A 16,189-nucleotide genomic window follows, 5' to 3' on the forward strand; every position below is an offset into this window, starting at 1 on the left:
GCGACCGTCAGTCCGTCGATGCCGGTTCCCCGGCGGCGTCGGAGGTCGATGCCTCGTCCGCGGGCGCCTCGACTGCCTGCGCCTCATCCGTGGGTGTCTCGTCCGCGGGTGTCTCGTCCGCGGGCGCCTCGGCTGCCGGAGCTTCCGCCTTCGGTTCCGGCAATGCGACCACTTCCACCGCACCGTCGTCGTAGGCGTCGAACTGCGGGCTGCCCGCGCCGGTGGGCAACGTCGTGTCCGAGTGGGCGCCGCAGCCGTACTCGGCGTACACGACGTGACCGTCGGCGGCCATCTCGTTGCCACACACCCCGAACGCCACCTTCAGCGAACCGGACAGCGGCAGGTAGAACCCGCACAGCTCGCAGGTGGACGGCGCGGCCTTCGCCATCTCGGAGTCGGGACCGTAGTCACCTTCGCGCCAACGCTCCGCGGCGTCCAGCCGGCCCTCGAGGCTCATGACCTGCTTGCGGCCCAGCCCGACCTCGAGCGCCACCTCGTCGACCGCGGGGTCGCCGGTCGCCACGTAGCCGGGCACCAGCCGCGGGTCGCTCGGCAGCGGGGCCAGCAGGTCGCCAGGCGAGAGGTCGCCGGGGCGGATCCGCTCATCCCACGGAAGCCAGTCGGGCGCCGTCAACGCATCCGGACCCGGCAGCAGGGCCAGCTCACTGACGGTCGCGTGGTCGGACTCCGGGTCGGCCGCGAGAACCACCGCCCACTGCCAGCCGCGGTAACCCGGCAGCTGCGCGGCGAACCGATGGGTGGCGGCGCACTCGCCCTCGGAGGTGACGCCCAGGTGTGCACCGACTTCCCCCTCGCCGAGGTCGATCAACGCCTGACGGGCCAGGTCCACGGCATCGGCGAGGACGGGGCGCACGGGGGCAAGCTCGGGGGCAGATTGGGCACTCACACCCCCATTTTGCCGTATCGCAGCAAATCATCGGCGCAACGGGCTGCAATGCTGGTCCGATGACCGGGCGACGGCTACCCCAGATCGCGGCCGCTGTGGCCGCCTTGATGCTCACCGGCTGTGCGAACGCAGCCACGAATTCCGGCACGGAACCGGACCCGGACCGCGTCGAGCGACTTCGCGTCGAGGTCGTGAACGAACGGCCGCACGACAGGGGGGCCTTCACCCAGGGCCTCGAGGTCTCCGACGGAGAACTGCTCGAGGGCACCGGCCTGTCCGGGCGGTCGGATCTGCGGGCCGGCTCGCTGGAGACCGGTGTTGAGCGCCTCCGGGTGCCGGTGCCCGAGCAGATGTTCGGCGAGGGCATCACCGTCGTCGGCGACACCGTCTGGCAGATCACCTGGCGTGACGGCGTGGCGATCGCGCGCGATCGCGACACCCTCGCCGAGCGCTCCCGCACGAGGTACGAGGGCGAGGGCTGGGGCCTGTGCGCGCAGTCGGACCGCCTCGTGATGAGCGACGGCTCGGACACCCTCACCTTCCGCGACCCGGTCACCTTCGAGCCGCGCGGCACCGTGGCGGTCACTCTCGACGGGCAACCACAGGGTCAGCTGAACGAGCTCGAATGCGTCGGGGACACAGCGGTTTACGCGAACGTGTGGCAGACCCAGCAGATCGTCCGGATCGACCCGGACTCCGGCCGGATCACCGCGGTGATCGACGCGTCGGGCCTGCTCACGGACGAGGAGAGCCGCTCGGTGGACGTGCTCAACGGGATCGCGGAAGTGCCGGGCACCGACCGATTCCTGATCACGGGCAAGTACTACCCGCGCCTGTTCGAGGTCCGCTTCGTCCCCTGACACCCGCGACGGGCGAGGCGTGTGGTCCTTTGTCGCCCATCTAGGACAGAATTGACCCGTGACCGGACCACGCGTGCCCAACGATCCCGACGGGAGTCGGGCATCCGACGACCTCGGACCGGGCCGGGGCCATCCGGGATTCGAGAACTATCCGCCGACGCGCCGTCCCTCGGCCCGCCGCGCGCCGCTGCCTCCGCTGCATCCCGTGGGTGACACCCGGCCGAGTTCCTCGGGCGAATCCCGGCAGAGCTCCTCGCCGAAGCCGCCACCGATCCCCCGCAAGCTCACCGTCACCCGGGTGGCTGCGATGCGCAGCCGCGAACTGACGAACCGGGGCATCGCCACCTTTCACCGGGCGGCCAAGGCCGACGGCGCGGAGAAGTCGGGACTGACCGCGCTGACCTACGCGGTGATGGCGAACTTCGCCACCGACGCCGCCATCGCGGTCGCGCTGGCGAACACACTGTTCTTCTCGGCCGCCACCGGCGAGGACAAGACCAAGGTCGCGCTGTACCTGTTGATCACCATCGCCCCGTTCGCGGTCATCGCACCGCTGATCGGCCCGATGCTCGACCGGCTGCAGCACGGACGCCGGCTCGCCCTGGCGTCCTCATTCGCGCTGCGCACCGTGCTGGCGGTGGTGCTGGTCTTCAACTTCGACAGCTGGGGCCTGTATCCGGCCGCGCTCGCGATGATGGTGCTGAGCAAATCCTTCTCGGTGCTCAAGAGCGCCGTCACCCCACGCGTGCTGCCGCCGGAGATAGACCTGGTCCGGGTGAACTCCCGATTGACGGTCTTCGGCCTCATCGGCGGCACCATCGGCGCGGGGGCGGTGGCAGGCGCGCTCGCGCTCATCGTCAGGTCGTCCTCTGGACCGTTGTGGTTCGCCGCCGCGGTCGCCGCACTCGGCGCGTATCTGAGCATGCGGATCCCGGCGTGGGTGGAGGTCACGGAGGGCGAGGTGCCCGCCACCCTGACCTATCACGGCGACGACGCGCGCACCGAGCCGATCGGCAAGGACGCTGGCGAGGCGGTGAAGGCGAGCAAGCGGCGCCAGCCGCTGGGTCGCGCGGTCATCACGGGTCTCTGGGGTAACAGCACGATCCGGGTGCTGACCGGGTTCCTCACGCTCTACATCGCGTTCGTCGCGAAGTCCCGCACCGAGCACGAGCCGATGGCGCAGGCGGCCATGCTGGCGCTGGTCGGCGCCGCGGCCGCGATCGGCAACTTCGCGGGCAACGCCACCGGCGCGCGGCTCAAGCTCGGCAGACCGTCGGTGATCGTGCTGCGCTGCACGGCCGCCGTCACCGCGATCGCGATCATCGCCGCCCTCACCGACAGCCTGCTCACCGCGGCGCTCGCCACCCTGGTCGCGTCGGGGGCGAGCGCGCTGGCCAAGGTGTCGCTGGACGCCTCGCTGCAACACGACCTGCCCGAGGAGTCCATCGCGTCCGGCTTCGGGCGCTCGGAGACGGTGCTACAGCTGAGCTGGGTCATCGGTGGGGCGCTCGGCGTGCTGCTGCCCACCGAGTACTGGATCGGATTCTCCGTGGTGTCGGTGCTGCTCGTGCTCGGCCTGGCCCAGACCTTCCTCACCTACCGGGGTTCTACGCTGCTCCCCGGCCTCGGTGGCAAACGCCCGAATGTGGCCAACCAGGAGATCACCCGACCGATCTCCGCGAACGCAGGGAACCGAACGTCGTGACCAAGACAAAGAAGATCGTCCTCATAGGGGCCCTGGGGCTGCTGATCGCGCTCGCCGGGTTCGCGGCCGTCATCACCGCGCTTGTGCGGGGTGCCGACGAGGAGCCGCCGACGGTCACCGCGTTCGCGGGCGGCAAGTCCCTCGTGGTGGAGCCGACCCAGTACTGCAACCTCTATCTGGAGGATTGCGTGGAGAACCCCGTCGCCGAGCTCCAGGTCCCCCGCGGCAAGCCCCTGCAGATCTCCCTCCCCGGCGACATCTCCGACGGGCTGTGGCGCGTGGTGATGGTCTACCAGCTCGACGACGGCAGGGTGGGCGTCGACGAGCGGTACCACTCGCCGGGCGAGTCCCTCGCGATCACCGTCGAGACCCCGGAGGGCATGCAGCTCAACGGCATCGAGATCCAGCAGCCGTCGGCCGTGGTCAACGAGCAGGGCCTGCCGTTGGTGCACGCCACGTGGGCCATCAAGACCGCCTGATCGGGTACACCGACGCCGAGGGGCACCGTCGCGTGACGGTGCCCCTCGGCGTTGGTTTCGGGTGCGGCTAGCTGTCGAGCTCGCGGGCGACGGCGCGCACGACCTCGGAGATGCGCTGCGCGGTCTTGCGGTCCGGGTACTTGCCCTTCCGCAGATCGGGCTGCACCTTGGCCTCGAGCAGGGTGATCATGTCCTCGACCATGCCGTGCAACTCGTCGGGGGTGTGCTTGCGCGCCGCGTCGTCCTTGCGGGCACCGCCGCTCTGCCGGATCGACGGCGCCGGATCGAGCACCTTGAGGCTCAACGCCTGCGGACCACGCCGTCCCGCGGCCATCCCGAACTCGACGCGCTGGCCCGCCTTCAGCCCCTCGACACCGTCGGGCAGCGCAGACGAACGGACGTAGACGTCCTCCCCTTCTTCCTGGGAGAGGAAGCCGAAGCCCTTTTCAACGTCGTACCACTTGACCTTGCCGGTAGGCACTGCGTTCACCTGCTCATCTACATAAATGAACGCGCCCCACCGTTTGCGGGACGCGATGGACCGAAGTCTACCCCCGCGTGCCCCTCCCGAGCACCGGGGTTTGCGGGGGATACGGTTGGAAGGTGGTCAGCCAATCCTCTCCCCGCGGCAACGGCCTCTTCCGTGCCGCGCTCCTGTTCTTCTTTGTCGGCGTACTCGCCATCGTCGCGATCTTCGTGGTGGCTGCGACCGGCCACGAGCCGGGACTGGTGCTGTACCTGATCGCCCTCGCCTGCCCGATCGGGTTCCTGCTCGGCATTGTTTTCGCGCTGCGGTCCGGCCGCCGCGTCCGAAGAGAGGGAAACCAATGAGAATCCTGCTCAACATCATCTGGCTGGTCTTCGGTGGCCTCTGGCTCGCGCTGGGTTACTTCGTCGCGGGCATCATCTGCTGCATCCTCATCATCACCATCCCGTTCGGGATCGCGTCGTTCCGGATCGGCGTCTACGCGCTGTGGCCGTTCGGCAAGACGGTCGTCGAGCGCCCGACGTCGGGGATCGCCTCGCTGATCGGCAACGTGATCTGGCTGATCGTGGCGGGCATCTGGCTGGCCATCGGCCACGTGGTGAGCGCGATCGCGATGGCGATCACGATCATCGGGATCCCGCTCGCCATCGCAAACCTGAAGATGGTCCCGATCTCGCTGATGCCGCTCGGCAAGGAGATCGTGGACGTCGGCTCGACGCCCACGACGTCAACGAGCTTCCCGGCATGACGCCGCCGCCCCGCGCCACCCCGGCCGCGGGGCGCGCACTCCCCTCTCACCCACTGTTCCTCGGCTCACTCGGAGCCCTTGCCCTCGCCGTGATCGTGGCGCACGACCGGGTGGTGCCGATGGGATACCCACTGTGGGGCCTGTTCCAGAACGGCCTCGACCTACTGGTCTACCGCAGCGGCGGCGCCACCGTGCTGCGGTCCGTCGGGCTCTACGACCACGCACTGCACGGCGGCATGTGGTTCACCTATCCACCGTTCTCGGCCGTCCTGTTCGCCCCGCTCAACGCCGTGTCGGCGGAGCTAACCACCATCCTCGGATATCTCGCGAACTTCGGGATCCTCTACGCCGTCGTGCTGCTGTGCTGGCGACAGCTCGGGTACCGGACGGACCGGCGGCTGTACGTTGCGACCGGGCTGATGACGGTCATCTTCACCTGGCTCGAGCCGGTCCGCACCACGATCTGGCTGGGCCAGATCAACCTGCTGTTGATGCTGCTGATCATCTGGGACCTCGGACGTCCCGAGGGCAGCAGGCTGCGCGGGATCGGCGTCGGGATCGCGACCGGGATCAAGCTGACGCCCGGCCTGTTCATCGTCGAGCTGCTCGTCACCCGGCAATGGCGCGCGGCGGCGACCGCGATCGCCGGTTTCCTCGCGACCGTCGTCGTCGGGTTCGTGGTGATCTTCTCGGACTCGTGGTCGTACTGGACCGCGGTCATCCTGCACTCGACGCGAATCGGCGAGACCGCGTGGCCCGCCAACCAGTCCGCCGCCGGGGTACTGGCCCGCTGGCTGGACCTCGCGGACCCGCCGCTGCTGCTGTGGCTGCTCTGTGCGGCCGCACTGACCACGCTCGGGCTCGGCGCCGCCTGGCTGGCCAACAGGCGCGGACAGGCGCTGCTGGCCACCGCCCTGTGCGGGTTGACCTCCGCGGCGGTCTCGCCGTTCTCCTGGGGTCACCACTGGGTGTGGTTCGTACCGCTACTCGTCCTGGCGATGCACCGCGCACTGGGCGCCGGTCGCGCGACCGCCTGGCTTCTTCCCGCGGCACTCGCGCTGCCGCTGCTCTGCTGGACCCACGAGTTCCCCGACAGCGTGCAGGCGATCGGCCTGTTCATGATCCCCACCTCCGATGCCCTGGCTCCGCTCTTCGCCGCGGTGTACCCGCTGATGTTCGTCGTCATCGCCGTCGCCACACTGATCGCACTGCGCAGGGGCCCGCGACCGCGCCGCGCGGACCCCGAGGTCAGCACCGATCGAAACTGTGATCTACCTCACATCACGGTAACATAACAGGACGGTCTCGGACCAAGTCGACCCGATCTGACCTGCGAATACGGCCGAATTTTCGGGCGAAACGCCGAAAGAATCGAAATTCAGGTAACAGATGACTACACGGCCTCGGCCACGTACGGTCATCTGCGGCCGGAGAAGTTCGGCCAGATCCGATCCGCCGCGCCAAACCTCGTCCCGCGGAACCGGATTCCCACGAGTTACCCAGGGACGAGGACGGGGGACCCACGTCCCCGGTGGACACCGAGGAAATCGCGCAAGCGAATTCCTCTTGGGGTGAAGCCAGACCCGCACCATCCAGGAGCGGCGAGGCCGGGCGACCTCTCAGCCCGAACCCGACAGCTGACCTCGCAGGCGCGTGAGGAGAGGAAAACCCGCATGAGCACTGGACGCCATCGCAAGCCCACGAACACCCGCCGCAACGCAGCCAAGGTCGTCGTGACCGGCGCAGTGTTGGGCGCAGCCGGCGCGGCCTTCGCGGCCCCGGCCAACGCAGCCCCCGATTCCGACTGGGACCGCCTCGCGCAGTGTGAAGCCGGCGGCAACTGGGGCATCAACACCGGCAACGGCTACCAGGGTGGACTGCAGTTCTCCCCCAGCACCTGGAACGCCCACGGTGGTGGCCAGTACGCCGCGACCGCCAACCAGGCCACCCGTGAGCAGCAGATCGTGGTCGCCGAGAAGGTCCTCGCCTCGCAGGGTTGGGGCGCCTGGCCGTCCTGCTCCTCGAGCCTCGGCCTGACCAGCGGCTCGACCCCGCGCTCCGCCCCCGCCGCCGAGGTCGCCCCCGCGGCCGAGCTGCCCGCCGTGACCAGCCTCCCGACCACCGACGGCACGGCCGACGTGCTCGACAGCCTCGACAGCGCCCTCGACGCGGTCCAGGCCAAGGGCATCGCGCTCGACCCGCAGATCCAGGCGCTCTACGAGCAGGCCAAGCTGAACCCGCAGGTCATCGACTTCCTGAAGGCGAACTCGGGTCTCCTGCCCCGCTGAGACTCCCCTTCACGTGAAAGGCCCCGCACCTACGAGGTGCGGGGCCTTTCGCGTTCGGTATCCGAGGTCAGCGATTGATGACCGTGTGCGGGTGGGTGTAGGGCAGTTCAGAGACGGGGAGAGGGAACTCGGTGTCCTCCCCGAACGGGGACAGCCCACCGGAGCGGCTCGACGAGAGCTCCGTGACGGCATGATCGCCATCCTGGAGTTCCGGCGCCGGCCAGCCTGGATCTACGTATCGCTTGCTCGAATTGTTAGCCACGGTCCCATTTTGGCAGGAGCTCGCGCCGTGGTACACCCCAGGTCTCTAATCTGATAGTTGATGACCGATACCGAAGGTGCTGCCCCCGCCGCCGAATCACCTCACGGCACCGCCGTGCCCGACAGCCTGCTCGCCTGGCTGACCGCGAGGACCGATGCGGAGCTGGCCGAACTGCTCAGGCTGCGCCCGGATCTCGCTGTGCCGCCACCGGCGAACCTGGCGGTCCTGGCGTCCCGCGCCGAACAACGCGCATCGGTCCTTCGGGTCGCCGACGACCTGAACGTCCTCGAACTCACCGTGATCGGCGTGCTCTCGCTCGAACGCGGAGCGGAGGTCGGGGTCAGGCGCGAGGTCCTCGCGGAGGCGCTCGCCGGACGGGCGCCGGTCAAGGCCATCGACCGGGCACTGAAGGCCCTGCGGGCCCGAGCACTGGTCTGGGGCACGCAGGTGCTGCGGGTCGTCGCGACCGCGAACGACGCCGTCACCTGGCGGGTCGACCGGCCGCTGGAGCCGATGTCCGCAGCGCAGGTCATCGCGGGCCTGGCGACCGTGACCGATGCCGAGCGCAGGCTGCTCGAAACCCTGGCCACCAGCTCGCCGATCGGCCGTACCCGCGACGCCGCGCCGGGCACCCCACCGGACCGGCCCGTCCAGCGGCTGCTGTCGCTCGGCCTGCTGACCTGGGTGGACGAGCAGACCGTCGAGCTGCCCCATCAGGTCGGCCAGGCGCTGCGCGGCGAGACGATCACCGACCCGATGGCCCTCACCCCGCCGCCGATCCGCACCAACAAGCAGAAGATCGCGGACGTGAACGCGGTCGCGGCGGGCGAGGCGCTCGAACTGATCCGGCACTGCGAGGACCTGATCGCGGCCCTCGGCGACCAGCCCGCACCGACCCTCAAGGCGGGCGGGCTCGGGGTCCGCGAGACCAGGCGGCTCGCGAAGGCGGCAAGCGTCGACGAGAACCGGGTGAGCCTGGTCGTGGAGCTGCTGTCCGCGGCGGGCCTGATCGCGAGTGGCGACCCCGACCCGTCTCCCGCCGCCGACACCGGCGACGACTACTGGGCACCGACGGTCGCCGCGGATGCCTGGCTCAACACCGGAACCGCCCAGCGGTGGTACACCCTCGCCCACGGCTGGCTGGAGATGCCGCGCAGGCCGTGGGTGATCGGGCTGCGTGATCCCAACGACAAGGCGATCGCCGCGCTGTCCGAGGAGGTGCGCGCGTCCGGCGCCCCCCGCGACCGCAAATTCGTGCTCGAGCTGCTCGGTGAGCTCGCGCCTGGGCAGGGCGCGACCACGTCCGAGCTCGCCGCGCTGGTCGCGTGGCGGCGCCCGCGCTGGTCCGGCCGGTTCGGCGCGGGGGCAGTCGAGCACACCGTCGCCGAGGCGGCCGCGGTCGGGCTGATCGGCCGCGGCGCGCTCGCGTCACCCGGCCGCGGGCTGCTGCACGGGGCCACCGCGGAGGCGGTGGTCGCCGAGATGACGGCGAGCCTGCCCGCCCCCATCGACTACGTCCTGGTGCAGGCGGACCTGACCGTGATGGCTCCAGGCCCGCTCATCCCGGAGCTGCAGGAGCAGATCACCCTGGTCGCGGACATCGAGTCGGCCGGTGCGGCCACCATGTACCGGATCCGCGAGGACAGCGTGCGGCGGGCGCTCGACGCCGGAAAGAGCGCCTCGGAGCTGCACGCGCTGTTCGAGAAGCGCTCGAAGACGCCGGTGCCGCAGGCCCTGACGTACCTCATCGACGATGTCGCGCGCAGGCACGGCCAGCTGCGGGCGGGGGTGGCGTCCTCGTTCATCCGGTGCGAGGACCCGGCGCTGCTCGCCGAGGTACTGGCCTCCGCGGTGGCCGAGCAGCTGGCACTGCGCGCCCTGGCCCCGACCGTCGCGATCTCGCAGGCGCCGCTCGGCGAGTTGCTCGACCGGCTCCGGTCGGCCGGGTTCGCACCGGCAGGGGAGGACTCCTCCGGCGCGATCGTGGACCTGCGACCGCGCGGCGCACGGGTACCGCGACGCCGTTCGCGTCCTGCGCTGCGGATGCCCGCGATCCCCACCGACGACCAGCTCGGATCCCTCGTCAGCCAGCTGCGGGCCGGCCAGCGGGCCGCAACCGCCCCGCGCGGTCAGGGTGTGCGTTCGGACGGCAGCCGGGCGGGCGGCGCCGCGACGATGGCGCTGCTGCAGTTGGCGGCGAAGGTGCGGCGCAGCGTGGCGATCGGTTATGTCGACGCGCAGGGGGTGGCAACGGAGCGCGTCGTCGACCCGATCAGTGTCGGCGGCGGACAGCTCGATGCGCTGGACCCGGACACCGGGGCGGTCCGCCGGTTCACCCTGCACCGGATCACCTCGGTGAACCTCCTCGACTGATTCCGGGCCGCGCGGGCAGAAATAGCACGCCCGCCTGCGCGACTGGCTTTTTCCTGGAAATGACGTATGGTCGGCCGAAGTGATTGCCACTTCGAATTCAGGAGCGACAATGGCAGACAAGAAACCCGGCAAGAGCCTGAAGAAACCGTCACAGTCCCTCAAGGAACGACGTGCCGAAAAAAGGGATCGCGCCGCCGATTCCGGAGAGCTGATCAGAAAACGGAAACGCCACTGATGCACACCGAGGCGACCGCATCACCCATCCCCCTTGTCCTCGACACCCTGCACAGCCGGATCGACGAACTGACCGGGGAGGCGACGTTCTCGACCGCACGGTCCAGCGGGTATCACGCCGCACTGCGGTCCGCCAGACTGTTCGTGCTGGATGAACGAGCACGGCAGTGCGAACTTCCAGAATGCCGCCCGACCACAAAAAACAAGAAGGACCGTCCGTGAAAAGAACACTTCTCGCCCTGGACCGAATTCAGGCCAGGCTGGAAAATGAACTCGACACCACGGAGGTCCGCACCGAGCGAGACGCCGGATACCGTTCCGGAATTTCCGAGGCGCTCGTGCACGTAATGGAGACGAAGAAAAGTGTAGCCACACAACGGTGACGCACAAAAGTGAAGGATTCTCCGGATCGCGGGAGAATCCTTCACTTTTTTCGGCCACGGACACGGATCGGCCGGGACCGCAGGCGCCTGCGACGACCACCCCACGGCAAAGTGTGGACAATGGAGTGGTTGTCTACGTAGGAGGTGCACGTGACCGACGGCCCCTTGATCGTCCAGTCCGACAAGACCCTGCTCCTGGAGGTCGACCACGAGCTCGCCGGCCAGGCCAGGCAGGCCATCGCCCCGTTCGCCGAACTCGAGCGCGCGCCCGAGCACGTGCACACCTACCGGGTGACCCCGCTGGCGCTGTGGAACGCGCGCGCGGCGGGCCACGACGCCGAACAGGTGGTGGATGCGCTCGTCACGTTCTCCCGGTACGCGGTCCCGCAGCCGCTGCTGGTCGACATCGTCGACACGATGGCCCGGTACGGCCGCTTGCAGCTGGTAAAGAACCCCGCGCACGGCCTGACCCTGGTCAGCCTGGACCGGGCGGTGCTCACCGAGGTGATGCGGCACAAGAAGATCTCGCCGATGCTCGGCGCCATGGTCGACGAGGACACCGTCGTGGTGCACCCGAGCGAGCGCGGCCACCTCAAGCAGATGTTGCTCAAGATCGGCTGGCCTGCCGAGGACCTCGCCGGGTACGTGGACGGCGAGGCGCACCCGATCGACCTCGCCTTCGACGAGGGGCACTGGGAGCTGCGGGACTACCAGGAGATGGCGGCCGACTCGTTCTGGGCGGGCGGCTCGGGCGTCGTCGTGCTGCCGTGCGGCGCGGGCAAGACGATGGTCGGAGCGGCGGCGATGGCAAAGGCCAAGGCCACCACGCTGATCCTGGTGACCAACACCGTCGCAGGCAGGCAGTGGAAGCGGGAGCTGATCGCCAGGACCTCGCTCACCGAGGAGGAGATCGGCGAGTACTCGGGCGAGCGCAAGGAGATCCGACCGGTCACCATCGCGACCTATCAGGTGATCACCCGTCGAACCAAGGGCGAGTACAAACACCTGGAGCTGTTCGACTCCCGCGACTGGGGCCTGGTGATCTACGACGAGGTGCACCTGCTGCCCGCGCCGGTCTTCCGGATGACGGCGGACCTGCAGTCGAGGCGGCGCCTCGGCCTGACGGCGACCCTGGTCCGCGAGGACGGGCGCGAGGGCGACGTGTTCTCCCTGATCGGCCCCAAGCGGTACGACGCGCCGTGGAAGGACATCGAGGCGCAGGGCTGGATCGCGCCCGCGGAGTGCATCGAGGTCCGGGTGACGCTGACCGACGCCGAGCGGATGGCGTACGCCACCTCGGAGCCGGAGGAACGCTACAAGCTGTGCTCGACGGCACACACCAAGATCGCGGTGGTGAAGTCGATCCTGGACCGGCACCCGGATTCGCCGACCCTCGTGATCGGCGCCTACCTCGACCAACTCGAGGAGCTCGGCGAGGCATTGAACGCGCCGGTTATCCAGGGGTCGACGAAGAACAAGGAACGCGAGGCGCTGTTCGACGCGTTCCGGCGCGGCGAGATCCAGACGCTGGTGGTGAGCAAGGTCGCGAACTTCTCCATCGACCTGCCGGAGGCCTCCGTCGCGGTGCAGGTCTCGGGGACCTTCGGTTCCCGGCAGGAGGAGGCCCAGCGGCTCGGCCGCCTGCTGCGCCCGAAGCAGGACGGGGGCCAGGCGCACTTCTACTCGGTCGTCGCCCGCGACACGCTGGACGCCGAATACGCCGCGCACCGCCAGCGGTTCCTCGCCGAGCAGGGCTACGCGTACCGGATCACCGATGCTGACGACCTGCTCGGCCCGACCATCGGGTAGGCCCTGTCATCGGGTAGAAAGGGGACCGTGCGCAGCTTCGAGTTCCCCGTCGACCACTCCCACGCCAACTCCGTCAACGAGACGGTCGGCGACGTCCGGCGACTCCGGGTCTCGGCCATCGTCACGGCCGTGCTGCTGGCGGGGCTCGCGGCCTGGCTGATCTCCCTGGCCCATCCGTGGTCGTACATCGTCGGTGTTGTGGTCTCCCTGCTGGCCGTCACCGCGCTGTGGGTGGCGTTCTGGGCCCCGAAGAAGGTCGGCTCTGTCGAGAAGCTCTACACCGAGGGCCCGCTGGTGCCCGCCGTCGTGGCGGTGGCCCGGCCCCGCGGGGCCACGCTGCTGGCTCTGGTGGACGTGGCCAAGCCGTCGGCGGACCGCCCGCACTACGCCCTGGTCACCCGTAACATCCGGGCGCTGCCGGGGCATTCGATGACCAACGTCGGCGAGCGGGTGCCCTCGATCGCGGTGCTCTCCGACCGCAGCACCAAGTCCACCGCGGACACCTGGCAGATGGTCAGCCCGATGCCGATCGCCTGGGGCACCAAGGACCAGAAGGTGATCCGGCGGGCGGCGGACTCGATCAGCGGCGCGGAGTGGAAGCTGCTGGCGAAGTCGATCCCGCTGGCCGAGCAGGTCCCGCGCGCCGAGAACCAGCAGATCCCCGTCGACCCGGCGGACCTGCGCTAGCCGAGATCCGGCCAGCCCTCGGCCGGCTCCCGAGGGTCCTCGTAGAGCAGGCCCGCGACCCACTCGTCACGCCTGCGCCCGCGCTGGAGACCGCCCGCGCGCAGCGTGCCCTCGAATCGGAAGCCCACCCGCCGCGCCACGGACGCGGACTGCTTGTTGCCGACGTACGCGCGCCACTCGATCCGTTCCAGCGCCATCCCGTCCGGACGGAAACCGAAGTCGCACACCAAGTTCACCGCCCTGGCCATCAGGCCGCGGCCACGGACCGCCTGGTTCAGCCAGAAGCCGATGTCCGCCGCCGAGCCGTCACGGCAGGCGAGACCGATCATCCCGACCACGGCACCCGCGGGGGTGTGCCGCATCGCCCAGGTGGGGCTGCGGTCCGCCCATCCGACGGGCACCACCCGCTCGACGAACCGTTGCGCGTCGCCGTGGGTATACGGCACCGGCAGTGTGGTCCACTCCCCCACCGCCTCGTCCTGACAGCACCTGGTGATGGACTCGACGTCGCCGGGTCCAGGCGGAGTCAGCCACAGACCCTCGTCGTTGAGCGATTCCACGAACATGTCGGCTCCTGCCTCATGTGCCCGCCAGTGCGGGGATCACCTCGCGTTCGAACAGCTCGATACCCGAGGTGTCGTATGCGGCCTCGGGGAAGTAGCAGATCCCGTAGCTCAGGCCCTGATCGCGCAGCGCGGTCAGGTTCTCGATGATCTGCTCGGGCGTCCCGACCCCCGGCATCCCGCGGAACGCCGCCATCGACGCCTCCGCGAGGTCCTCGCCCACGAATTTCGCCATCCTGGCCTTGGTCGCGGCCAGGCGGTCCTCGACCTCCGCCTCGGTGGCACCGATCGCCACGTTGTAGTTCGCCGAACGCACGATCGCGTCGAAGTCGGTACCGACCGCCGCGCAGTGCTCCTTGAGCACGGCGGACTTCTGGGTGAAGCCCTCGAGGGTGCCGTCGAAATTGGTGTACTGGGCGTACTTCGCCGCGATCTTGAGGGTCACCTTCTCGCCGCCGCCCGCGATCCACAGCGGGATGCCGCCCTCCTGCAGCGGCAGCGGTCGCACGATGGCGCCGTCGACCCGATAGTGCTTGCCGTCCAGGGTCGCGGACCCGGTGGTCCAGGCCTGCCGCAAGATCTGCACGCCCTCGTCGAGACGCGCCAGACGCTCACCGGCTGACGGGAATCCGTAACCGTAGGCACGCCATTCGTGTTCGTACCAGCCCGCGCCGATGCCCATCTCGATACGGCCACCCGAGATGAGGTCCGCGGTGGCGGCGATCTTGGCCAGGTAGGCGGGGTTGCGGTAGCTGATCGCGGTGCACATCTGCCCGAGCCGGATGGTGGAGGTCACCGCGCCGAGCGCGGACATCAACGACCAGGCCTCGTGCGTGGCCTGATCGGTGGGCGCGGGCACCGTGTGGAAATGGTCGTATACCCAGGCCGACTCCCACGGTCCGGACTCGGCCCGCAGCGTGACCGACTTCATCGCGTCCCACTGCTCGGCGGGATCGATGCCGACCAGGTCGAGGCGCCAGCCCTGCGGTACGAACATCCCGAAACGCATGCCGCTGATCCTACCGAGGAGCCGGCCGCCCCATCAGGCTTCGCTCATGCGCTGGTCCTGGCCTGCGTCGCGGCGAACTGGCTCGCCGGATGAGCCAGCCCGTAATGGCCGCGCAGGGTCGACGCCGTGTAGTCCGTGCGGAACAGCCCACGGCGCTGCAGGATCGGGACCACCTGGTCGACGAAATCGGTCAGGCCGCCGGGCAGGAAGGGCGGCATGATGTTGAAACCGTCGGCCGCACCCTGCTCGAACCACAACTGGAGCTCGTCCGCGATCTGTTCGGGGGTACCCGCGAAGGTGCGATGCCCGCGGCCGCCGCCGAGCAGGCCGATGAGCTCCCGCACGGTCAGCGAATCGGATTCGGCCAGTTCCTTGACCAGTTCGTAGCGGCTCTTGTTCCCCTGGATCTGGTGCACGGGCGGCAACGGCGGCAGGGGCGCGTCGAGGGAGTGCTCGGTGAGGTCGACGCGGAGGATGGCGGACAGCTGCCGGAGCGCGTAGTCGGGCGAGATCAGATCGGTGAACTCCCGCTCCAGCGCCCGCGCCTCGGCCTCGGTCGGGGCGATGAACGGGACGATCCCCGGCAGTACCTTCACCTCGTCCGCGTGGCGCCCGTACGCGGCCGCCCTTGCCTTGAGATCCCGATAGAACTCCTGCCCCTGGGCGAGCGTGCGCTGCGCGGTGAACACCGCCTCGGCGTGCCGCGCCGCGAATTCCTTCCCGCTCTCGGACGAGCCCGCCTGCACCAGCAGGGGGCGGCCCTGCGGTGAGCGCGGCGAGTTCAGCGGGCCACGGATCCGGAAGTGCTCGCCTTCGTGGTCGATCGCGTGCACCTTGTCCGGATCGGCGAACACCCCTGTGCCCGGATCCAGCACGACGGCGTCGTCCTCCCAGCTGTCCCACAGGGCGACCGTTGCTTCGACGAACTCCTCGGCGCGCTGGTACCTGCCGAGGTGATCCGGGATCCCGTCGAGGCCGAAGTTGGCGGCCTCGTCCTCGCCGGCGCTCGTGACGATGTTCCAGCCCGCCCTGCCGCCGCTGATGTGGTCGAGCGAAGCGAACTTGCGGGCGGTGGTGAACGGATCGCTGTAGGTGGTCGACGAGGTGGCGATCAACCCGATCCGCTCGGTGGCGCCCGCGATCGCGGTGAGCAGGGTGACCGGCTCGAAGGTGGACAGCGCGTTGTGCTTGATGCGGGGGCCGACCGCGAGGCCGTCGGCGAAGAACACCGAGTCGAGCTTGCCGCGCTCGGCGATCCGACCGAGCTCGGCGAAATGCTCGACCGACCGCACGTCATTGGCATCGGTGCGCGGGTGGCGCCAGGCCGCCTCGTGGTGGCCGACCCCCATGAGAAACGCATTGAGGTGAAATTGCTTGGGGCGCTGAGACATTGTG

Annotated in this window: 18 protein-coding genes and 1 riboswitch; of the genes, 12 read left to right on the forward strand and 6 right to left on the reverse strand. The window is 69.4% G+C overall.

The window, feature by feature from the left end; genetic code table 11:
- Nucleotides 1-7: 7 nt before the first annotated feature.
- Entirely contained in the window at nt 8-907 is a 900-nt protein-coding gene (locus ACWFRB_RS06500) for a DUF3027 domain-containing protein (RefSeq protein WP_452639647.1), read from the reverse strand.
- Between the two features lie 59 nt (nt 908-966).
- Here ACWFRB_RS06500 and ACWFRB_RS06505 point away from each other — a divergent pair, with 59 nt between their 5' ends.
- Genes ACWFRB_RS06505 through ACWFRB_RS06515 form a run of 3 tightly spaced genes read left to right on the forward strand, consistent with a single transcriptional unit; the run spans nt 967 to nt 3,951 of the window.
- Nucleotides 967-1,767 carry a glutaminyl-peptide cyclotransferase gene (locus tag ACWFRB_RS06505; protein ID WP_452639649.1) on the forward strand — a complete coding sequence of 267 codons (801 nt, stop codon included), beginning with the start codon at nt 967-969 and terminating at the stop codon, nt 1,765-1,767.
- 58 nt (nt 1,768-1,825) lie between these two features.
- Nucleotides 1,826-3,472 (forward strand): MFS transporter, encoded by a 1,647-nt coding sequence (locus tag ACWFRB_RS06510; RefSeq protein WP_452639650.1) that lies wholly within the window; start codon nt 1,826-1,828, stop codon nt 3,470-3,472.
- The gene (locus ACWFRB_RS06515; protein WP_452639652.1) at nt 3,469-3,951 is read left to right on the forward strand and encodes a DUF2771 domain-containing protein; all 483 of its coding nucleotides are present in this window, start codon (nt 3,469-3,471) and stop codon (nt 3,949-3,951) included. Before ACWFRB_RS06510 ends, ACWFRB_RS06515 begins: the two co-directional genes overlap by 4 nt.
- A gap of 67 nt (nt 3,952-4,018) precedes the next feature.
- Here ACWFRB_RS06515 and ACWFRB_RS06520 read toward each other — a convergent pair whose 3' ends face one another.
- On the reverse strand, nt 4,019-4,432 hold the full coding sequence (locus tag ACWFRB_RS06520) for a cold-shock protein (RefSeq protein ID WP_452639757.1): 414 nt from the start codon (nt 4,430-4,432) through the stop codon (nt 4,019-4,021).
- Nucleotides 4,433-4,554: 122 nt separating this feature from the next.
- Between ACWFRB_RS06520 and ACWFRB_RS06525 the strand changes: the two genes are divergently transcribed.
- The 4 genes from ACWFRB_RS06525 (at nt 4,555) to ACWFRB_RS06540 (ending at nt 7,474) form a co-directional block, all read left to right on the forward strand.
- Nucleotides 4,555-4,782 (forward strand): hypothetical protein, encoded by a 228-nt coding sequence (locus ACWFRB_RS06525; protein ID WP_077043891.1) that lies wholly within the window; start codon nt 4,555-4,557, stop codon nt 4,780-4,782.
- Nucleotides 4,779-5,186 carry a YccF domain-containing protein gene (locus tag ACWFRB_RS06530; protein ID WP_452639653.1) on the forward strand — a complete coding sequence of 136 codons (408 nt, stop codon included), beginning with the start codon at nt 4,779-4,781 and terminating at the stop codon, nt 5,184-5,186. Before ACWFRB_RS06525 ends, ACWFRB_RS06530 begins: the two co-directional genes overlap by 4 nt.
- On the forward strand, nt 5,183-6,481 hold the full coding sequence (locus ACWFRB_RS06535) for a glycosyltransferase 87 family protein (protein ID WP_452639655.1): 1,299 nt from the start codon (nt 5,183-5,185) through the stop codon (nt 6,479-6,481). The genes ACWFRB_RS06530 and ACWFRB_RS06535 overlap by 4 nt, the downstream gene beginning before the upstream one ends.
- A 168-nt stretch (nt 6,482-6,649) precedes the next feature.
- A riboswitch (cyclic di-AMP (ydaO/yuaA leader) is annotated at nt 6,650-6,854 on the forward strand.
- A gap of 5 nt (nt 6,855-6,859) precedes the next feature.
- Entirely contained in the window at nt 6,860-7,474 is a 615-nt protein-coding gene (locus tag ACWFRB_RS06540) for a transglycosylase family protein (protein ID WP_452639656.1), read from the forward strand.
- A 67-nt stretch (nt 7,475-7,541) separates the two neighbouring features.
- On the opposite strand, the gene ACWFRB_RS06545 is transcribed toward ACWFRB_RS06540, so the two are convergent.
- Entirely contained in the window at nt 7,542-7,736 is a 195-nt protein-coding gene (locus tag ACWFRB_RS06545) for a hypothetical protein (protein ID WP_072751546.1), read from the reverse strand.
- A gap of 60 nt (nt 7,737-7,796) precedes the next feature.
- On the opposite strand from ACWFRB_RS06545, the gene ACWFRB_RS06550 reads away from it, so the two are divergent.
- The 5 genes from ACWFRB_RS06550 (at nt 7,797) to ACWFRB_RS06570 (ending at nt 13,222) form a co-directional block, all read left to right on the forward strand.
- Complete coding sequence (locus ACWFRB_RS06550; protein ID WP_452639657.1) at nt 7,797-10,109, forward strand: helicase-associated domain-containing protein; 2,313 nt, start codon at nt 7,797-7,799, stop codon at nt 10,107-10,109.
- A gap of 109 nt (nt 10,110-10,218) precedes the next feature.
- Nucleotides 10,219-10,344: a hypothetical protein gene (locus ACWFRB_RS06555; RefSeq protein WP_452639659.1), complete on the forward strand. Its 126-nt coding sequence runs from the start codon at nt 10,219-10,221 to the stop codon at nt 10,342-10,344.
- Nucleotides 10,344-10,565 carry a hypothetical protein gene (locus ACWFRB_RS06560; RefSeq protein ID WP_452639660.1) on the forward strand — a complete coding sequence of 74 codons (222 nt, stop codon included), beginning with the start codon at nt 10,344-10,346 and terminating at the stop codon, nt 10,563-10,565. The genes ACWFRB_RS06555 and ACWFRB_RS06560 overlap by 1 nt, the downstream gene beginning before the upstream one ends.
- A gap of 311 nt (nt 10,566-10,876) precedes the next feature.
- Entirely contained in the window at nt 10,877-12,535 is a 1,659-nt protein-coding gene (locus ACWFRB_RS06565; RefSeq protein WP_452639662.1) for a DNA repair helicase XPB, read from the forward strand.
- Nucleotides 12,536-12,562: 27 nt separating this feature from the next.
- On the forward strand, nt 12,563-13,222 hold the full coding sequence (locus ACWFRB_RS06570) for a DUF3239 domain-containing protein (protein WP_452639664.1): 660 nt from the start codon (nt 12,563-12,565) through the stop codon (nt 13,220-13,222).
- Here the strand turns inward: ACWFRB_RS06570 and ACWFRB_RS06575 are convergent.
- The 3 genes from ACWFRB_RS06575 to ACWFRB_RS06585 are packed head-to-tail and all read right to left on the reverse strand — an operon-like array spanning nt 13,219 to nt 16,185.
- Nucleotides 13,219-13,788, reverse strand: a complete 570-nt coding sequence (locus ACWFRB_RS06575) for a GNAT family N-acetyltransferase (RefSeq protein WP_452639665.1) — start codon at nt 13,786-13,788, stop codon at nt 13,219-13,221. The two genes, ACWFRB_RS06570 and ACWFRB_RS06575, sit on opposite strands and share 4 nt — an antisense overlap.
- Before the next feature lie 13 nt (nt 13,789-13,801).
- On the reverse strand, nt 13,802-14,794 hold the full coding sequence (locus tag ACWFRB_RS06580; protein ID WP_452639667.1) for an LLM class F420-dependent oxidoreductase: 993 nt from the start codon (nt 14,792-14,794) through the stop codon (nt 13,802-13,804).
- 44 nt (nt 14,795-14,838) lie between these two features.
- Nucleotides 14,839-16,185: an LLM class flavin-dependent oxidoreductase gene (locus ACWFRB_RS06585; protein WP_452639669.1), complete on the reverse strand. Its 1,347-nt coding sequence runs from the start codon at nt 16,183-16,185 to the stop codon at nt 14,839-14,841.
- Nucleotides 16,186-16,189: the final 4 nt, after the last annotated feature.

It is taken from the genome of Rhodococcus sp. NPDC055112, from assembly GCF_053607505.1.

Coding starts and splice junctions, on each gene's coding strand:
- ACWFRB_RS06505 (WP_452639649.1), top strand. CDS start 967: ATGACCGGGCGACGGCTACCCCAGATCGCGGCCGCTGTGGCCGCCTTG.
- ACWFRB_RS06530 (WP_452639653.1), top strand. CDS start 4,779: ATGAGAATCCTGCTCAACATCATCTGGCTGGTCTTCGGTGGCCTCTGG.
- ACWFRB_RS06535 (WP_452639655.1), top strand. CDS start 5,183: ATGACGCCGCCGCCCCGCGCCACCCCGGCCGCGGGGCGCGCACTCCCC.
- ACWFRB_RS06540 (WP_452639656.1), top strand. CDS start 6,860: ATGAGCACTGGACGCCATCGCAAGCCCACGAACACCCGCCGCAACGCA.
- ACWFRB_RS06550 (WP_452639657.1), top strand. CDS start 7,797: ATGACCGATACCGAAGGTGCTGCCCCCGCCGCCGAATCACCTCACGGC.
- ACWFRB_RS06555 (WP_452639659.1), top strand. CDS start 10,219: ATGGCAGACAAGAAACCCGGCAAGAGCCTGAAGAAACCGTCACAGTCC.
- ACWFRB_RS06560 (WP_452639660.1), top strand. CDS start 10,344: ATGCACACCGAGGCGACCGCATCACCCATCCCCCTTGTCCTCGACACC.
- ACWFRB_RS06575 (WP_452639665.1), bottom strand. CDS start 13,788: ATGTTCGTGGAATCGCTCAACGACGAGGGTCTGTGGCTGACTCCGCCT.
- ACWFRB_RS06580 (WP_452639667.1), bottom strand. CDS start 14,794: ATGCGTTTCGGGATGTTCGTACCGCAGGGCTGGCGCCTCGACCTGGTC.
- ACWFRB_RS06585 (WP_452639669.1), bottom strand. CDS start 16,185: ATGTCTCAGCGCCCCAAGCAATTTCACCTCAATGCGTTTCTCATGGGG.